17 protein-coding genes are annotated in these 16,240 nt (G+C 67.0%); 8 read left to right on the top strand and 9 right to left on the bottom strand.

What is annotated here, in order from left to right; translation table 11 throughout:
* Window positions 1-213: 213 nt before the first annotated feature.
* Window positions 214-954 (bottom strand): response regulator transcription factor CtrA, encoded by a 741-nt coding sequence (gene ctrA, locus FZ938_RS11975; protein ID WP_109150426.1) that lies wholly within the window; start codon window positions 952-954, stop codon window positions 214-216.
* 254 nt (window positions 955-1,208) lie between these two features.
* Here ctrA and fliI point away from each other — a divergent pair, with 254 nt between their 5' ends.
* Both fliI and FZ938_RS11965 read left to right on the top strand, forming a co-directional pair.
* Window positions 1,209-2,546 (top strand): flagellar protein export ATPase FliI, encoded by a 1,338-nt coding sequence (gene fliI / locus FZ938_RS11970; RefSeq protein WP_149198724.1) that lies wholly within the window; start codon window positions 1,209-1,211, stop codon window positions 2,544-2,546.
* Entirely contained in the window at window positions 2,543-2,977 is a 435-nt protein-coding gene (locus FZ938_RS11965) for a flagellar export protein FliJ (RefSeq protein ID WP_109150424.1), read from the top strand. Before fliI ends, FZ938_RS11965 begins: the two co-directional genes overlap by 4 nt.
* 85 nt (window positions 2,978-3,062) lie before the next feature.
* On the opposite strand, the gene FZ938_RS11960 is transcribed toward FZ938_RS11965, so the two are convergent.
* From FZ938_RS11960 to FZ938_RS11945, 4 genes are all read right to left on the bottom strand, one after another.
* The gene (locus FZ938_RS11960; RefSeq protein ID WP_149198723.1) at window positions 3,063-3,512 is read right to left on the bottom strand and encodes a hypothetical protein; all 450 of its coding nucleotides are present in this window, start codon (window positions 3,510-3,512) and stop codon (window positions 3,063-3,065) included.
* A 170-nt stretch (window positions 3,513-3,682) separates the two neighbouring features.
* A complete protein-coding gene (locus tag FZ938_RS11955; RefSeq protein ID WP_149198722.1) occupies window positions 3,683-4,261 on the bottom strand; it encodes a hypothetical protein in 579 nt (192 codons plus the stop codon).
* A gap of 115 nt (window positions 4,262-4,376) precedes the next feature.
* Complete coding sequence (locus FZ938_RS11950; protein ID WP_149198721.1) at window positions 4,377-4,607, bottom strand: hypothetical protein; 231 nt, start codon at window positions 4,605-4,607, stop codon at window positions 4,377-4,379.
* A gap of 146 nt (window positions 4,608-4,753) precedes the next feature.
* Window positions 4,754-5,767, bottom strand: a complete 1,014-nt coding sequence (locus FZ938_RS11945) for a LysR family transcriptional regulator (RefSeq protein WP_149198720.1) — start codon at window positions 5,765-5,767, stop codon at window positions 4,754-4,756.
* A gap of 147 nt (window positions 5,768-5,914) precedes the next feature.
* Here FZ938_RS11945 and FZ938_RS11940 point away from each other — a divergent pair, with 147 nt between their 5' ends.
* Window positions 5,915-7,087 (top strand): mandelate racemase/muconate lactonizing enzyme family protein, encoded by a 1,173-nt coding sequence (locus FZ938_RS11940; protein WP_149198719.1) that lies wholly within the window; start codon window positions 5,915-5,917, stop codon window positions 7,085-7,087.
* A 138-nt stretch (window positions 7,088-7,225) separates the two neighbouring features.
* Here the strand turns inward: FZ938_RS11940 and FZ938_RS11935 are convergent, their stop codons facing one another.
* Window positions 7,226-7,435, bottom strand: a complete 210-nt coding sequence (locus FZ938_RS11935; RefSeq protein WP_174757059.1) for a hypothetical protein — start codon at window positions 7,433-7,435, stop codon at window positions 7,226-7,228.
* A gap of 220 nt (window positions 7,436-7,655) precedes the next feature.
* On the opposite strand from FZ938_RS11935, the gene FZ938_RS11930 reads away from it, so the two are divergent.
* Window positions 7,656-8,210, top strand: coding sequence for a carbonic anhydrase (locus tag FZ938_RS11930; protein ID WP_149198718.1), 555 nt, complete (start codon window positions 7,656-7,658; stop codon window positions 8,208-8,210).
* 64 nt (window positions 8,211-8,274) lie between these two features.
* On the opposite strand, the gene nadC is transcribed toward FZ938_RS11930, so the two are convergent.
* The 3 genes from nadC to nadA form a co-directional block, all read right to left on the bottom strand.
* Complete coding sequence (gene nadC / locus FZ938_RS11925) at window positions 8,275-9,108, bottom strand: carboxylating nicotinate-nucleotide diphosphorylase (protein WP_149198717.1); 834 nt, start codon at window positions 9,106-9,108, stop codon at window positions 8,275-8,277.
* Window positions 9,093-10,754: an L-aspartate oxidase gene (locus tag FZ938_RS11920; RefSeq protein ID WP_149198716.1), complete on the bottom strand. Its 1,662-nt coding sequence runs from the start codon at window positions 10,752-10,754 to the stop codon at window positions 9,093-9,095. Before FZ938_RS11920 ends, nadC begins: the two co-directional genes overlap by 16 nt.
* A 201-nt stretch (window positions 10,755-10,955) precedes the next feature.
* Complete coding sequence (gene nadA / locus FZ938_RS11915) at window positions 10,956-11,966, bottom strand: quinolinate synthase NadA (protein WP_149199017.1); 1,011 nt, start codon at window positions 11,964-11,966, stop codon at window positions 10,956-10,958.
* 170 nt (window positions 11,967-12,136) lie between these two features.
* On the opposite strand from nadA, the gene FZ938_RS11910 reads away from it, so the two are divergent.
* The 4 genes from FZ938_RS11910 to FZ938_RS11895 all read left to right on the top strand — a co-directional run bounded on the left by FZ938_RS11910 (window position 12,137) and on the right by FZ938_RS11895 (window position 16,238).
* Window positions 12,137-12,325, top strand: a complete 189-nt coding sequence (locus FZ938_RS11910) for a hypothetical protein (RefSeq protein ID WP_149198715.1) — start codon at window positions 12,137-12,139, stop codon at window positions 12,323-12,325.
* A 151-nt stretch (window positions 12,326-12,476) separates the two neighbouring features.
* The gene (locus FZ938_RS11905) at window positions 12,477-13,085 is read left to right on the top strand and encodes a TorD/DmsD family molecular chaperone (protein ID WP_149198714.1); all 609 of its coding nucleotides are present in this window, start codon (window positions 12,477-12,479) and stop codon (window positions 13,083-13,085) included.
* Window positions 13,082-13,306, top strand: coding sequence for a hypothetical protein (locus FZ938_RS11900; RefSeq protein WP_149198713.1), 225 nt, complete (start codon window positions 13,082-13,084; stop codon window positions 13,304-13,306). Before FZ938_RS11905 ends, FZ938_RS11900 begins: the two co-directional genes overlap by 4 nt.
* Before the next feature lie 19 nt (window positions 13,307-13,325).
* Window positions 13,326-16,238, top strand: a complete 2,913-nt coding sequence (locus FZ938_RS11895) for a formate dehydrogenase subunit alpha (RefSeq protein ID WP_149198712.1) — start codon at window positions 13,326-13,328, stop codon at window positions 16,236-16,238.
* The last annotated feature ends 2 nt before the right edge of the window (window positions 16,239-16,240 follow it).

The raw sequence follows: 16,240 nt of genomic DNA, 5'->3' as shown, positions 1-16,240 counted from the left end.
GCATCAGACTGGGTGTGGGAATGGCGGCCCCCAAATGCCCGCTAAGGCATGATCGCGATGGCGAAAAAAGGGGGGCTGAGCGTGGGGGCGTTTGAACGCCCCCCAGTCCGAAGCAGAATGACCAGTCAGACATGGGAACGCCCGGTCCCGCTTTCAAGGTGAAAGACGGCCGGGCGTTCGATGGGCGGACGAAAAAGAAATGCGGGCCTGATGTCAGCCGGCGGCCTGCTGCTGCGGCACGCGCGGCGGCGGCGGGGGATTGCCCTCGGCGACTTCCTCGTGCGGGTCGCGCAGCACATAGCCGCGGCCCCACACCGTTTCGATGTAGTTGTCGCCCTGGGTGGCGGCGGCCAGCTTCTTGCGCAGCTTGCAGACGAAGACGTCGATGATCTTCAGTTCCGGCTCGTCCATCCCGCCATAGAGATGGTTCAGGAACATCTCCTTGGTCAGCGTCGTGCCCTTGCGCAGGCTCAACAACTCCAGGATGCCGTATTCCTTGCCGGTCAGGTGCAGCGGCGACTGGTCGACCTCCACCGTGCGGGTGTCGAGGTTGACGGTCAGGCGGCCGGTGCGGATGATGCTGTCGGAATGGCCCTTCGACCGGCGGACGATGGCCTGGATGCGGGCGATCAGTTCGCGCTTGTCGAACGGCTTGGTCAGGTAATCGTCGGCGCCGAAACCCAGCCCCTTGATCTTGTTGTCCATCTCCGTCAGGCCGGACAGGATCAGGATCGGGGTGGTGACGCGCGCGGCGCGCAGGCGGCGAAGAACCTCGTACCCGTCGATGTCCGGCAGCATCAGATCAAGAATGATGATGTCGTAGTCATAGAGTTTGCCGATCTCCAGCCCGTCTTCACCCAGGTCGGTAGAGTCGACGATGAATCCTTCCGTGTTCAGCATCAGCTCGATGCTTTTGGCGACGGAGGAATCGTCTTCAACCAGCAGAACCCTCATGGCGATATCCCGACGTTTGATGGCGCGCTTTCGCTACCCGACTCTGGTAATGGTCCCCGATCCTTGATGATCGATTTCAACCATCCCGTTTACACAAGTTAACAGACGATTCAGCTTAACGCCAGTGCCAAGCGCTTACACAACGTTAATCCTTCCATCGCAAGATGCGATCATGGTGGTTAACGTCGCCTCCGTCCACAGAACTACCACTTAATAGGAGCGCGTTCCGTCTTGGGAACGCCGGTATCCGATCCATGCCGTTCGATATCGATCAGTTGATCCGCGACATCGACCAGATTCCCGACTGCAGCCGTTACGGCCGCGTCACCGCCGTGTCCGGCCTGATGGTCGAGGTCGGCGGGATCGAAAAGGAATTGTCTGTCGGTGGCCGCTGCATCGTCGAGACGCGCGACCGCCGCCGCATTCCGTGCGAGGTCGTCGGCTTCCGGCAGGGGCGGGCGCTCGCCATGCCCTTCGGTGCGCTCGACGGGGTGGGTCTGGGCTGCCGCGCGCTGGTGGCCGGCGACCAGGCGATGATCCACCCGACCGACGCCTGGCTCGGCCGTGTCGTCAACGCGCTGGGCGAGCCGGTGGACGGCAAGGGGCCGCTGCCCAAGGGACCGCAAGGCACGCCGATCCGCAACAACCCGCCCAACGCCCATTCCCGCGCCCGCGTGGGGGGCAAGCTGGACCTGGGCATCCGCGCCATCAACGCCTTTCTCACCTGCTGCCGCGGCCAGCGCATGGGCATCTTCGCCGGATCGGGCGTCGGCAAATCGTCGGTCATGTCGATGCTGGCGCGCTTTTCCGCCGCCGAGGTCGCGGTGATCGGCCTGATCGGCGAGCGCGGACGCGAATTGCAGGAGTTCATCACCGAGGATCTGGGCGAGGAGGGTCTTGCCCGCAGCGTGGTCGTCTGCGCGACATCGGACGAGGCGCCGCTGATGCGCAAGCAGGCGGCCTACATGACGCTGGCGGTGGCCGAGCATTTCCGCGACCAGGGCCGCGACGTGCTGTGCATGATGGACAGCGTCACCCGCTTCGCCATGGCCCAGCGCGAGATCGGCCTGTCCGCCGGCGAGCCGCCGACGACCAAGGGCTATCCGCCGACGGTCTTCGCCGAGCTGCCGCGCCTGCTGGAGCGCGCCGGGCCGGGGGTGGTCGGGTCGGGCACCATCACCGGCCTGTTCACCGTGCTGGTCGACGGCGACGATCACAACGAACCGATCGCCGACGCCGTGCGCGGCATCCTGGACGGCCATATCGTGATGGAACGCAAGATCGGCGAGCGCGGGCGCTACCCCGCCATCAACATCCTGCGCAGCGTGTCGCGCACCATGCCCGGCTGCAACACGGCGAACGAGAACGAACTGGTCGGCTATGCACGCCGCCTTCTGTCGTCCTACGACAACATGGAGGAGATGATCCGGCTGGGCGCCTACCGCCGCGGCACCGACCCGCAGGTGGACGAGGCGATCCACTACCAGCCGGCGCTGGAAGCCTTCCTGAAGCAGGGCAAGCGCGAGGCCACCGATCTGGAGACCAGCTACGCCATGCTCGCTGAAATCTTTGGGGTGCAGTGGCCGCAATGAGCCTGAAAACGATCATCCGCCTGCAGAAGCTGCAACTGGACGAGAAGCGTCGGGTCCTGGCGGAACTCCACACGCTGGCCGACCGGCTGCGCAACGAGATCGAGAAGGTGAAGCAGGAGATCGCGCACGAACAGGAAACGGTGCGCGACGACTTCTCCGTCTCCTTCACCTATTCCAACTTCGCCCAGGCGGCGCTGGAGCGCGGCCGCAAGCTGGGCGAATCTCTGGGCCAGGTGGAGGCGCAGATCAACATCGCCACCGACGAGATGGCCGAGGCGTTCCAGGAACTGAAGCGCTACGAACTGGCGGAAGAGGAGCGGCTGAAGCGCGAGCGCGACAAGCAGAAGCGCAAGGAGGCCGCGATGCTGGACGAAACCGCGCTGGTCGGATTCAGGCGCCGGCAGGCGGAGGAGGAGGCGGCCGGGGGGTGAGGGTGGTTTGGGTGGTTGGGTGTCGTTCCCGCCGTTGCAGACAAGGCATTTCCGCAACGGCGGGACTTCAGGATTTCCCAGAGGGTCAGAGTTCAAAATCCGAGAGCTGAATGTCAAAAAAAGGTCTCAAGATTTTTTCCTCAAATAACTCATGTTCATCTGATGGAACCGAGGCAAATGTAGAGCGAAAGTTGGGAGACCACCATTTCTTGTCATCGTCATACGGGGCGCCGACTTTTGCGCTGCGAATCAATCGAAATGGGCGGTCAATCCAGCCGCTGCCCCATTCCGTAAAAATATTCGCCGGCCCGGTGAATTGCCCAAAAAGATATATCCCTTGATTTCCATGCGTTAGGTAAAAATAATCTCCTATTGGTGCATCTATAAAAAGCTTTCCTTGTGTTTCGCGCGACGTGCCTAGTCCCTGGGTATCTTTGTGGATGAAAACAAGTTTTTCGCTAATAGACTTTACCATGTCGGCAAATGTAAAGTAGTCAGTGCCGTGTGAAAGCTTCCAGAATTTTGGAACAAACATCGTTAATTCCCCATGGATAATTATAACGCGAAGCTTTTAAGGCTGCGCAATCTGAGAAATTCAAGTATATCATGTTTTATTGATTCGTTGTGCGTTTTTTCGCGGAAAACGCGAGCGCGCGGTTGTGAATGTTGTTAATTGCGGAACTACAGATTAAGATACTATTCTTTTTAAACCGTCACCGACACCAATCCACCCGGCGACCCGCCGGAACGCCCGCCGGTCGCGGCCGGAGTGAAGCCGCCGGTCGTCGGCGCCGCAGCGCTGGTCCCCGCTGCCGTCCCGCCGCCGCCCGAAGCACTCGCGAAGGATACGCCGATCGACGTGCCGGCCAACCCGGAGTCGCCCGTGGCCGGGGTATAGCCACTGCCCGACGAAGCCCCCGTGCTGCCGGTGGAGCCGTCCGCCGACCCGTATGTTTCCGTCTTCGCCGCGGCCGATTTCCGCTCGTCCTCCTGGGCAAGGCGGCTTGCGGTGCGGCGGTATTCCTCGACCACGCGCTGGGAGGGGATCTGGTCCTGGGTTTCGCCGGTGTCGAAATCGCGGAAATACAGAACGGCCACCCGCGCGCCCTGGTCATAGCGCAGGAAGGGGCTGATATAGCCGGGGCCCGAAGCCTTGTCCGTCCCGCCATCGGCGGTGCCGCCGGTGCTGTCGGCGGCGGGCGATGCCGAAGCGGACCCAGCCTCCGTCGGCTGGAAAGCCGTCGGTCGGATCGCCGTCGTGCTGGAAACGCCACGGATCTCCATCGGTGCCTCCCGCGCTTCTTGCCCGCTTTCCAGGCGTTGCCGTTGAGACAGCCCCCGGCCGGGTGCCGTCCCGCTTCGCTCTCCCAGCCGTTCCCGCTACCCGACCCGATCCGGTTCAGACCGAGATGTTGAGATTCTGGCCGCGGGTGGGGGTGGTGTTGCCGCCGCTGGAACCGCTCTGGACCGTCTGCGCCTCCTGCTGGCGGCGGGTGCGCTCGGTCTGGTCTTCCTGCGCGGATTCGACGGGGGAGGTGGACCGCTGCGCCGCGGCCGGGCCGCTGCTGAGCGGGGTGGCGTAGGGCTGCTGCTGATAGCCGCCGATACCGCCAATGCTGCTGACGCCCATGATCGTTCCTCCGGTCGCTGATGCGACGCTTCCTAAACCAACTAGGCAAATTTTGCCCGATCGGAAGGGTTAGCGCCAGCGAAATCGCGCGGTTGGACAGCCTTTGTCGAGAATGTCAACGATCAAAGTGACTTGCGGTCAAACGGTCACAACTCTTTTTCCGTGACCGGTTCCGCTCCGGCAACCGGGGCGGCAACCGATGTGGCTGATTCCGCCGGCGACTCGGCGTTGCGCCACAGTGCGGCTTCGACCGCGAGCGTCCAGAAGCTTTCGGCCGCCTTGCTCTGGCGGGCGCGGGGGCGGACCAGCCGGATCTGCACCGGAACGGTCCAGCGCTCGTCGCCGGCCGGCACCCCGGCGCGCACCAGGGTGCCGCGCGCCAGATCCTCGGCGATCAGGCTTTCCGGCAGCCATGCCACCCCGCGCCCGTCGCGCGCCAGCGTGCGCAGCACCGCCGCGAGGTGGGAGGTGAAGACGGTGTCGAGCGCATTGGTCAGCGGCTGCACCGCCCGCACCGCCTCCAGGATGCGACCCATGCCGGATTCGCGGCTGTAGGACAGGTGCGGCAGCGGCGCGCTTTCGCCGCTTTCCCTGGCCGCCAGCAGATGTCGCGGCCGGCCGGCGGCATCGGGGGCGGTCACCGCCAGCAGCCGGTCGCCGCCGACGACGACGGAGCGGAAGGACTCCGCATCCAGCCGGCCGGCCGCCGCCGGGTGGGCATGGCAGAGCAGGAACTGCGCCTGGCCTGCCAGCATCAGCCGCTCGCAGGCCTCCATGCTGTCGGACGACAGGGTGATGGCGCCCAGCCTCGCCCGCGCCTCCAGCGCCCGCAGCCAGGAGGGGAAGAAGGTCAGCGACAGCGCGTGGGTGGCGGCGAAGCGCAGGGTCGCGGCCTCCGACTGGGCGGCGAGCCGGGCCTCCTCGCGGCCCTGCAGCAGGCGGCGCACGGTCTCGTCGGCGAAGGGGCGGAAGCGTCGCCCGGCCTCCGTCAGCGTCACCGGCTGGGCGCTGCGGTCGAACAGCGGGGTGCCGGCCCAATCCTCCAGCGCGCGGATGCGGCGGCTGAAGGCCGGCTGGGTCAGGTGGCGTGCGTCGGCGGCGCGGGAGAAGTTGCCGCAATCGACCAGCGCCAGGAAATCGTCGAGCCAGGAGAGTTCCATCGCCCAATCTTCGTCACGTCTGCCGGCCTCCGGCCACCCTATGCCGAACCCGCATGATGCGTTCCGACCTTGGCATTGGCCCGGCGGCCCGCACCATCCCTACAGTGCCGTCATCGAACGCGCCACCACGCTGCAAGGGAAACCGCCATGCGCATCGTCGAAATCCGTGAGCAGACCGCCGGCATCAAGTCCGACATCGCCAACGCCTTCATCGATTTCAGCCAGATGACGTGCAGCGTCGTCGCGGTGGTCACCGACGTGGTGCGCGACGGCAAGCCGGTGATCGGCTACGGATTCAACTCCAACGGCCGCTATGCCGCGGGCGGGCTTCTGCGCGAGCGCTTCATCCCCCGGCTGATGTCGGCGGCGCCCGACAGCCTGCTGGAGGACAGCGGCGAGAACCTCGACCCGTTCCGCATCTGGGCGCGGTTGATGACCAATGAGAAACCGGGCGGCCATGGCGAGCGTTCCGTCGCCGTCGGCACCATCGACATGGCGGTGTGGGACGCCGTGGCGAAGATCGCCGGCGTGCCGCTCTACCGCCTGTTGGCCGACCGTTTCCGTGGCGGGGTGGCCGACGACAGCGTCTGGGTCTATGCCGCCGGCGGCTATTACTATCCCGGCAAGGACGTGACGGCGCTTCAGGACGAGATGCGCAGCTACCGCGACCGCGGATACAAGGTCGTGAAGATGAAGATCGGCGGTGCCCCGCTGGAGGAGGATCTCCGACGGATCGACGCGGTGCTGGAAGTGGTCGGGTCGGGCGGGAACCTGTGCGTCGACGCCAACGGCCGCTTCGACCTCGACACCGCCATAAAGTATGCGGAGGCGCTGAAGCCCTACGGCCTGTTCTGGTACGAGGAAGCCGGCGACCCGCTGGACTATGCGCTGCAGGCCGAACTCGCCAACCACTATGACCGCCCGATGGCGACCGGCGAGAATCTGTTCTCCCACCAGGACGCCCGCAACCTGATCCGCCATGGCGGCATGCGGGCCGACCGCGACTGGCTGCAGTTCGACTGCGCGCTGAGCTATGGGCTGGTGGAGTATCTGCGCACGCTCGACATGCTGAAGGACAATAGCTGGTCCAGCCGGCGGGTGGTTCCGCATGGCGGGCACCAGATGTCGCTGAACATCGCCGCCGGCCTGCATCTGGGCGGCAACGAATCCTACCCCGACGTCTTCAAGCCTTTCTGCGGCTTCGCCGACGGTATCGCGGTCGAGGATGGCCGGGTGCGCCTGCCGGACTTGCCGGGCGTCGGGTTCGAAGCGAAGTCGGAGCTGTTCGCGACGATGAGCGGGCTGCTGGAAACCCGATAACGCCGCTCAAGCTTAAGATCAGAACCTGTTCCATTGGGAGACGGAATCGCGATTGTTCGAATCGACCATTGACCGAGTGCGGCACTGTGGCAATCTGTTGGTGGTCGCAACGTTTCAGAAAGGAGGTGATCCAATGTCTCATGGAGCCAGTCCGGTCGTCGCCGCATTGTTCGGTCTCGCCACACTCCTGACGGCGGGGATCGCCAACGCGGACTGTTCGTCCAGCCACAGCGCGAGCGCCTCGCCGCCGCCGGCCTCCAGCACCGTCGGGTCGGCCGGCACGCCGGCGCCCAGCACCACGCGCGGCGGGTGATGGCTGAACGCTGACGACCAGGAACATCCATGCATGGAAACGGGCCGTCCCCAACCGGGGCGGCCCGTTTTCTTTTCCGGTTAAAAATGCAATGAAATCGGGTTGTGGGTCGATCTATCCGAAAAATACCACAGAGGTGAGCGATCATTGCTTTTCCGCACTGTGGAAGCCCATGTATTGGAATTTTTAATACTTAGATGCCACCATCGCGCGTGAAACCCCCGATACGGGTTCGGGGCGTGTTGGGAGGGCACAATGGATCATTCGACCGGTCATCACCACGGCTGCTGCCAGGGCGAACACAGCTCGCGCCGCGGGTTCCTGAAGCTGGCGACGCTGGGTGCCGGCGTGACGCTGATGGCGCCGATGATGATGAGCCGCCCGGCCCTGGCCGGCAGCGTCGACACGCTTCTGCTGTCCTGCATGGACTATCGCCTGATGGGCCATGTCGCCAGCTACATGAACGCCCGCAACATGCAGGCGAACTACGACCACGTCATCCTGGCCGGCGCCAGCCTGGGCGCGCTGACCGACAAGAAGCCCGCCTGGGGCGAGGCGTTCTGGGACCATGTCGCGGTCGCCAAGGAACTGCACCACATCAAGCGCGTGATCGTCATGGATCACCGCGACTGCGGCGCCTACAAGGTCTTCCTGGGCATGGATCTGTCGCCCGATCCGGCCAAGGAGGCCGAGGTGCATGGCCAGTACCTGACCAAGCTGAAGGCGATGGTCAAGGAACGCCACCCGGACCTCGAGGTCGAACTGCTGCTGATGGGCCTGGACGGCAACGTCGAGAAGCTGGCGGCGTAGTAGGAAACATCTGGGAATATCTCCCTCTCCCCCCGGGGAGAGGGAGATATTCCAAGTCACACCCTCACATATCCAGCCCCAAATCCAGGTTCGGGGCGCTGTGGGTCAGCCAGCCGCAGGAGATCATGTCGACGCCGGTTTCCGCGATGGCGCGGACGGTGGCGAGCGTGACGTTGCCCGACGCCTCGGTCAGCAGACGGCCGTCGACCATCCGCACGGCGCGGCGTAGCGTGTCCGGGTCCATGTTGTCGAGCAGGACGACATCGACCGGCAGGCCCAGCAGCTCGTCCAGCTGGTCGAGCGTGTCGACCTCGACCTCCACTTTCACCATGTGGCCGATGGCGGCGCGGACGCGCTCCACCGCCGGGCGCACGCCGCCGGCAACGGCGATGTGGTTGTCCTTGATGAGGACGGCGTCATCCAGCCCGAAACGGTGGTTGAAGCCGCCGCCCAGCTTCACCGCATGCTTTTCCAGAACGCGCAGGCCCGGGGTGGTCTTGCGGGTGCAGACGATGCGGGCATTGGTGCCGTCCACCTCGCGCACCAGGGCGCGGGTGGCGGTGGCGATGCCCGACAGCCGGCCCATCAGGTTCAGCGCCGTGCGCTCCGCCGTCAGCAGGGCGCGGGCCTTGCCGGTCAGGCTGGCGATGGTGCCGCCGGGCGCCACGTCGTCGCCATCGGCGCGCTCCACCGTCACCGAAATGCCGGGGTCGAGCAGGCGGAAGGCGATCAGCGCCGCTTCCAGCCCGGCGACGCGGCCATCCTTGCGGGCGGCGATGCGGGCGGTCGCCACCGCGTCGGCCGGGATGATGCTGTCGGTGGTGATGTCGCCGGCCCGGCCCAGATCCTCCGCCAGGGCGGCGCGGACGATGGGCTCGACGGTCAGAGGATGCAGCATGCGGCGTCTCCGGACAGGGGACCGGCGGTGCCGGCCAGATCGCTGAGGGTCAGGGTGCGGGTGGTGGCCCCATCACCATGGATGGGATTGGGGAGGGGATGGTCGCTGCGGCAATGGGCGCCGCGGCTTTCCTCCCGCGCCAGTGCGGCATGGACGACCAGCCGGCCGACCAGCAGCCGGTTGCGCGCCTCGCCCCACTGGCGGACGATGTCCGGCGGGGCTTTGGCATCTTCGTGGGCGTCATCCCCCTCGCACCGGAGCATGTCCAGGGCCGCCGCCAGCCGGTCGAGCTTGCGCCGGGCGGCCAGCAGCCCCAGACCGTCGCGCACCAGCCCGGCCCCCTCATAGAGCGCGCTGCGCGCCTCTGCCCCGATGGCATCGAGCAGGATATGGCTGACATCGGCGGCGACCGCAGGCGGACGGGGCAAGGCGAAGGGCGGCAGCGGCGCCAGGGGGCGCTCCGCCACGTCGCGGGCGACGCGGGCGCCGAAGACAAGCGCCTCCAGCAGCGAGTTGCTCGCCAGCCGGTTGGCGCCGTGGACGCCGGTGCATGCGACCTCGCCGCAGGCCCATAGCCCCTCCAGGCTGGTGCGCCCGTCGGCGTCGGTGACCACCCCGCCCATATGATAGTGGGCGGCCGGGGCCACCGGCATCGGCTCGGCGAAGGGATCCAGCCCATGCTCGGCGCAAAGCGCCAGCACGGTGGGGAAGCCGTCGGGCTTGGCGGCGAGCGCCGGGCGAAGGTCGAGGAACACCGGCTCCCCCGCCGCGACGCGGCGGCCGATGGCGCGGGCGACCACGTCGCGCGGCGCCAGTTCGGCCAGCGGATGCTCGTCGGGCATGAAGCGGTTGCCCTGGCGGTCGAGCAGGATGGCGCCGGCTCCGCGCAACGCCTCGGTCAGCAGCGGCACCGGGTCGGCGTCGACGGCCAGCGCCGTGGGGTGGAACTGCACGAACTCCAGGTCGGCCAGCCGGGCCCCGGCCCGCGCGGCGATAGCGAGACCGTCGCCGGTGGCCTCCGCCGGGTTGGTGGTGCGGGCGAAGGTGGCGCCGATGCCGCCGGTCGCCAGGATCACGCGGGGTGCGCGGTGCAGCACCCAACCTTCGGGATGGCAGGCCAGCAGGCCGCAGACCCGGCCGTTGCGCAGCACGAGATCGACGGCGAAGGCATCGGTCTCCACCCGCACCGACGGGGTGGCGCGCAGGCGGTCGGCCAGGGCGGTGACCAGGGTGCGGCCGGTGGCGTCGCCCCCGGCATGGACGATGCGCGCTGCGCCATGGGCGGCTTCCCGGCCCAGCAGCGGCGCGCCGTCGGGCGCGCGGTCGAAGGGCAGGCCGTCGTCGAGCAGGCGGCGGACCAGGGCGGCGCCGTCGCGGGTCAGCAGGGCCGCCATCGCGGCGTCGACCAGCCCGGCCCCGGCGGCGACGGTATCGGCGGCATGGTCCTCCGGCCGGTCGTCCGGACCGACGGCGGCGGCGATCCCGCCCTGGGCGTAGAGGCTGGAGCCGCCGGGCAGGCCGGCGGTCTTGGTGATGAGCGTGACGGCGCGGGGGGCGAGTTGCAGGGCGGCGGTCATCCCGGCAAGGCCGGAGCCGACGACGATCACCTCGGCATCGCGGACATCGTAAGGCGTGCTGGAGGTCATCAAAGAACTCCTCACAAGTTCCTTCTCCCCCCTGGGGAGAAGGTTAGGATGAGGGGGTTCGGCGCAGCCGAAGACATCCATGAGGTGCGACTCTTGCCCCCACCCTGACCCTCCCCCGCTCTCAGCGGACCTATGGTCCGCCTGTCGCGTCAGCACAAAGCGGAGCTTTGTGCGAGAGCTGGGCGGGGGAGGGGGATTGGTTCACTTCGGCTTCACCGCGAGCATGCGTTCCACCGAGCGGCGGGCGCGGGCGGCGAGCGCGTCGGGGATCTCGACGCGCGGTTCCAGGGTCTGCAACGACTCCAGGATGCTCGACAGGGTCACCGTCTTCATGTGCGGGCAGAGGTTGCAGGGCCGCACGAACTCCGTCTCGGGAGAGGCGGCGGCGACGTTGTCGCTCATCGAGCATTCGGTGACCATCAGCACCCGCGGCGGCTTCTCGTTGCCGACGAAGTCGATCATGCGGGCGGTGGAGCCGACGAAATCGGCCGCCCCCAGCACGTCGGGCGGGCATTCGGGGTGGGCGATCACGGTCAGCCGGTCGAAACGGCGGCGGAACTCCTCGATCTCGGCGCCGGTGAAGCGCTCGTGCACCTCGCAATGGCCCTTCCAGGCGATGATCTCGACCTTGGTCTGGGTGGCGACGTATTTCGCCAGATATTCGTCGGGCAGGAAGATCACCCGGTCGACACCCAGCGATTCCACCACCTCCACCGCATTGCCGGAGGTGCAGCAGATGTCGACCTCCGCCTTCACCTCGGCCGAGGTGTTGACATAGGCGACCACCGGCACGCCGGGATGCGCCTCGCGCAGGAGCCGGACGTCGGCGGCGGTGATGCTGTCGGCCAGCGAACAGCCGGCGTTGCGGCTGGGGATCAGCACCGTCTTGGCCGGGTTCAGCAGCTTCGCCGTCTCCGCCATGAAATGCACGCCGGCCAGCACGATGACGTCGGCGTCGGTCTGCGTCGCCTTGGCGGCCAGCGCCAGGCTGTCGCCGACGATGTCGGCCACGCCGTGGAAGATCTCCGGCGTCTGGTAGTTGTGCGCCAGGATGACGGCGTTGCGCTCGCGCTTCAGCTCGTTGATGGCATGGACCAGCGGCGCGTGGAAGGGCCATTCGATGGCCGGCACGACGCGTTTCATCCGCTCATAGATCGGCGCGGTCGCCGCAGCGACGGCAGGGGTGTAGGCGAGTTCGGCGACCTCGGGCATCATGTGCTCCGCTCTATGCTCGTTCTGAGCAAAACAATATGTGCTCGATCAGAGCATATCAAGCGGAAAAGATCGGACGGAAACAATCGGGCTCCGGCGGTGTTGTCCGTGGCGTGGGCGGAGCCGGCAGCGCGGCTTCGTTCCGGTCAGCGCTGTCCGGAGATTTGCCGATGAAAGCCTTTCTTGCCGCGCTCATCGCCATCGTCGTCCTGGCGGGTGGCGCCTGGGCGGTCCTGCCGACCTTGTTCGCCCGCAGCGCCGACGAGACTTTCGCCTCAGTGGGCGCGCGGGTGGGAGGGGAGGCGTCGGTCGAGCACCGCAACTTCTCCGGCCGTCCGCAGACCGACCGCAAGGAATGATCCCTCAGCCGGGAATAAGGTGGGAATAAGGGATGACCTCGGCCGGGTAGCTCCGACCGGGCAAGGCAACCTTTGGTCCTGCCCGGCGTTGTCCCTATTCAGCCCAGCCATGGCCTTCGTCGAGGGTTCCGGAGCGGCTTGTGGGAGTGTGATGACGGTTCATGATCCGGAAAGCGGCGCGGATGGCTTGCGCGCCGACGTCTACCGGCTGCTGGCGCTGACGCTGGCGGCCCCGCCGGGCGCCGACCTGCTGGCGCTGCTGGGCGGCCTTTCCGGCGATGCGACGCCGATCGGCCGCGCCTTCGACGATCTGGCCGCGCGGGCGCGGGGCACCGACCCCCAAGCGGTGGAGCGCGAGTTCAACGCGCTGTTCATCGGCGTCGTCCAGGGCGAGCTGGTCCCCTACGCCTCCTACTACCGCACGGGCTTCCTGACCGACCGGCCGCTGTCGGCCCTGCGCGCCGACCTTCAGGCGCTGGGGCTGGAGCGCGCGCCCGGCGTGTCGGAGCCGGAAGACCACATCGCCGCCCTGTGCGACGTGATGGCCGTGCTGATCCGCGAGGGGGCCGACCCGGCGGTGCAGCGCCACATGCTGGACAGCCATCTGATGCCCTGGGCCGGGCGCTTCTTCCAGGATCTGGAAGGGGCGGAGACGGCCGGCCTCTACCGCCCGGTCGGCACCATCGGCCGCCTGTTCCTGGAGATCGAACGGGAAGCACTCAACCGACAGACCGACCAGTTGGAGGAGGCCGACGCATGAAGACGCCGCCAGAACCCCCGCGCAATCCCCCGCCCGGCAATCCGCTGCAGCGCCGCGACATCCTGAAGACGCTGGGCCTGGGTGCGGCCGGCGCCGCCGCGGCCGCCGTGCTGCCGGCCGGCGACGTGGCGCAGGCGATGGAATCGCCGCAAGAGCAACTGAAGACCCGCTATCGCGAAACCGAACACGTCAAGCGCTTCTACGCGCTGAACCGCCTGTAGGGCGATCCGGAGGGAGTCCATGCTGGTCAAACGCAGCTCGGCGAAAACGGCAGGCAACAAGCGCTCCGGTCTGGTCGCCGCGCTGGCCGACACCCTGGAATCGGGTGTCAGCCGCCGTGGCTTCCTGCGCCGCTCCGGCCTTGCCGCGGGCGGCATCGCCGCGGTCGGCGCGCTGCCGGGCGCGATGATCCGCAAGGCGGAGGCCGGTCCCATCCTGCCGAATGTCGAGGTGGTGACGCGCAAGAATGTCTGCACCCACTGCTCGGTCGGCTGCACGGTGATCGCCGAGGTGCAGAACGGCGTCTGGGTCGGGCAGGAGCCGGGCTGGGAAAGCCCGATCAACCAGGGCACCCACTGCGCCAAGGGCGCCTCGGTCCGCGAGCTGACCAAGGGCACCCGCCGGGTCAAATACCCGCTGAAGCTGGTGGACGGCGTCTGGCAGCGCATCACCTGGGACCAGGCGATCGAGGAGATCGGCAACAAGCTGCTGGAGATCCGGCAGGCGTCCGGTCCCGACGCGGTGTTCTGGCTGGGCTCGGCGAAATTCTCCAACGAGGGGGCCTATCTCTACCGCAAGCTGGCGGCCTTCTGGGGCACCAACAACGTCGATCATCAGGCGCGCATCTGCCATTCCACCACGGTCGCCGGCGTGGCGAACACGTGGGGCTACGGCGCCATGACCAACAGCTACAACGACATCCAGAACTCCAAGGCGCTGCTGATCGTCGGCGGCAACCCGGCGGAGGCGCACCCGGTGTCGATGCAGCACATGCTGCGCGGCAAGGAGCACAACCGCGCGCCCTTCATCGTCATCGATCCGCGCTTCACCCGCACCGCCGCCCACGCCACCGAATATGTCCGCATCCGTCCCGGCACCGACATCCCCATCGCCTGGGGCCTGCTGTGGCACATCTTCGAAAACGGCTGGGAGGACAAGGAGTATATCCGCCAGCGCGTCTACGGCATGGACGAGATCCGCGCCGAGGTGAAGAAGTGGACGCCCGAGGAGGTCGAGCGGGTGACAGGCGTTCCCGGCGCCCAGGTCCGCCGGGTGGCGGAGGTGATAGCGAAGAACAAGCCCAGCACCGTGATCTGGTGCATGGGCGTCACCCAGCACACGGTGGGCACCGCCAACGTCCGCGCGCTGTCGATCCTGCAATTGGCGCTGGGCAACATCGGCGTGGCCGGCGGCGGCGCCAACATCTATCGCGGCCACTGCAACGTGCAGGGCGCCACCGACTTCGGCCTCGACGTCAGCACGCTGCCCTCCTATTACGGGCTGGCGGAAGGGGCGTGGAAGCATTTCTCCCGCGCCTGGGACGTCGAATACGACTATCTCAAGGGCCGGTTCGCCTCCAAGGAGCTGATGGAGGCCAAGGGCATCCCGACAACGCGCTGGTTCGACGCGGTGCTGGCCAAGCCGGGCGACATCGACCAGCCCAGCCCGCTGCGCGCCATGATGTGCTTCGGCCATGGCGGCAACACCGTCACCCGCATGCCGGACATGGTGAAGGGGCTGGAGAAGCTGAGCCTGCTGGTCATCGCCGACCCGCACCCGACCACCTTCGCCGCGATCAAGGAACGGCGCAACGGCACCTACATCCTGCCGGCCTGCAGCCAGTTCGAGACCGACGGGTCGCGCACCTGCTCCAACCGCTCGATGCAGTGGGGGGAGAAGGTGGTGGAGCCGATCTTCGAATCGAAGGACGACTACACCATCATCTACCTGCTGGCGCGCAAGCTGGGCTTCGCCAACGAGATGTTCAAGCACATCACGGTGGAGGACACCCGGCCGGTTCCGGAGGACATCCTGCGCGAGATGAACCGCAGCTGTCTGTCGATCGGCGCCACCGGCCAGTCGCCGGAACGGCTGAAGATGCACATGAAGCATCAGGCCGATTTCGACAAGATCACCATGCGGGCCTCCTCCGGCCCCTGCGCCGGCGACTATTACGGCCTGCCCTGGCCCAGCTGGGGCCATCCGGAGATCAGGCATCCCGGATCGGCGGTGCTCTATGATACCTCCAAGCATGTGATGGACGGCGGCGGCGTCTTCCGTGCCCGCTTCGGCGTGGAGCGCAACGGCGTCTCGCTGCTGGCCGACGGCTCCTATTCGAAGGGGTCGGAGATCGAGGACGGCTATCCCGAATTCACCATGGCCGTGCTGAGGAAGCTGGGCTGGGACAAGGATCTGACGCCCGACGAGATGCGCGTCATCCAGGCCATCGGCGGCGGCGGGGCAGAGGTGGACAATGTCAGCTGGCAGACCGACCTGTCGATGGGCATCATCCGCGTGGCGCTGAAGCATGGCTGCGTGCCGCACGGCAACGCCAAGGCGCGCGCCGTCGCCTGGAACCTGCCCGACCCGGTACCGATCCATCGCGAGCCGATCTATTCCCCGCGCCCCGATCTGGTGAAGGACTTCCCGGCCATCGAGGACCGGCGCGACTTCCGTCTGGTCCAGCTTGCCCGCTCGCTTCAGTTCAAGGTGGCGGACAGCGACCTGCGCCAGCGCTTCCCGATGATCCTGACCTCCGGCCGGCTGGTCGAGTATGAGGGCGGCGGCGAGGAAACCCGGTCCAACCCCTGGCTGGCCGAACTGCAGCAGTCGATGTTCGCGGAAATCAACACCAGGGACGCCGAAAAGCTGGGCATCCGGGACGGCGCCTGGGTCTGGGTCTATGGGCCGGAGGACGGCAGCAAGGCCAAGGTGCGGGCGCTGGTGACCGACCGCGTCGGCGGCGGCACGGTGTTCATGCCCTTCCACTTCTCCGGCTTCTGGCAGGGCGAGTCCTTGCGCGGCAACTACCCGCCCGACACCGACCCCATCGTGCTGGGCGAGCCGGCCAACGGGGTGACGACCTACGGCTACGACCCCGTCACCTTCATGCAGGAAACCAAGGTCACCCTCTGCCGGGTCGAACCGGCATGACG

Origin of the sequence: Azospirillum oryzae (assembly GCF_008364795.1) — a bacterium.
GTDB lineage: Bacteria > Pseudomonadota > Alphaproteobacteria > Azospirillales > Azospirillaceae > Azospirillum > Azospirillum oryzae.
Note: the sequence above shows the minus strand (reverse complement) of the source record. Positions and strands in the feature narration are given on the sequence as shown.

What these genes read in the sequence shown, in the direction of transcription:
- FZ938_RS11900 (WP_149198713.1), top strand. Translation starts at nt 13,082, where the DNA reads ATGAAGACGCCGCCAGAACCCCCGCGCAATCCCCCGCCCGGCAATCCG.
- FZ938_RS11935 (WP_174757059.1), bottom strand. Translation starts at nt 7,435, where the DNA reads ATGCATGGATGTTCCTGGTCGTCAGCGTTCAGCCATCACCCGCCGCGC.
- FZ938_RS11960 (WP_149198723.1), bottom strand. Translation starts at nt 3,512, where the DNA reads ATGTTTGTTCCAAAATTCTGGAAGCTTTCACACGGCACTGACTACTTT.
- FZ938_RS11955 (WP_149198722.1), bottom strand. Translation starts at nt 4,261, where the DNA reads ATGGAGATCCGTGGCGTTTCCAGCACGACGGCGATCCGACCGACGGCT.
- FZ938_RS11895 (WP_149198712.1), top strand. Translation starts at nt 13,326, where the DNA reads ATGCTGGTCAAACGCAGCTCGGCGAAAACGGCAGGCAACAAGCGCTCC.
- FZ938_RS11945 (WP_149198720.1), bottom strand. Translation starts at nt 5,767, where the DNA reads ATGGAACTCTCCTGGCTCGACGATTTCCTGGCGCTGGTCGATTGCGGC.
- nadC (WP_149198717.1), bottom strand. Translation starts at nt 9,108, where the DNA reads ATGCTGCATCCTCTGACCGTCGAGCCCATCGTCCGCGCCGCCCTGGCG.
- fliI (WP_149198724.1), top strand. Translation starts at nt 1,209, where the DNA reads ATGCCGTTCGATATCGATCAGTTGATCCGCGACATCGACCAGATTCCC.
- FZ938_RS11940 (WP_149198719.1), top strand. Translation starts at nt 5,915, where the DNA reads ATGCGCATCGTCGAAATCCGTGAGCAGACCGCCGGCATCAAGTCCGAC.
- FZ938_RS11965 (WP_109150424.1), top strand. Translation starts at nt 2,543, where the DNA reads ATGAGCCTGAAAACGATCATCCGCCTGCAGAAGCTGCAACTGGACGAG.
- nadA (WP_149199017.1), bottom strand. Translation starts at nt 11,966, where the DNA reads ATGCCCGAGGTCGCCGAACTCGCCTACACCCCTGCCGTCGCTGCGGCG.
- FZ938_RS11950 (WP_149198721.1), bottom strand. Translation starts at nt 4,607, where the DNA reads ATGGGCGTCAGCAGCATTGGCGGTATCGGCGGCTATCAGCAGCAGCCC.
- ctrA (WP_109150426.1), bottom strand. Translation starts at nt 954, where the DNA reads ATGAGGGTTCTGCTGGTTGAAGACGATTCCTCCGTCGCCAAAAGCATC.
- FZ938_RS11905 (WP_149198714.1), top strand. Translation starts at nt 12,477, where the DNA reads ATGACGGTTCATGATCCGGAAAGCGGCGCGGATGGCTTGCGCGCCGAC.
- FZ938_RS11930 (WP_149198718.1), top strand. Translation starts at nt 7,656, where the DNA reads ATGGATCATTCGACCGGTCATCACCACGGCTGCTGCCAGGGCGAACAC.
- FZ938_RS11920 (WP_149198716.1), bottom strand. Translation starts at nt 10,754, where the DNA reads ATGACCTCCAGCACGCCTTACGATGTCCGCGATGCCGAGGTGATCGTC.
- FZ938_RS11910 (WP_149198715.1), top strand. Translation starts at nt 12,137, where the DNA reads ATGAAAGCCTTTCTTGCCGCGCTCATCGCCATCGTCGTCCTGGCGGGT.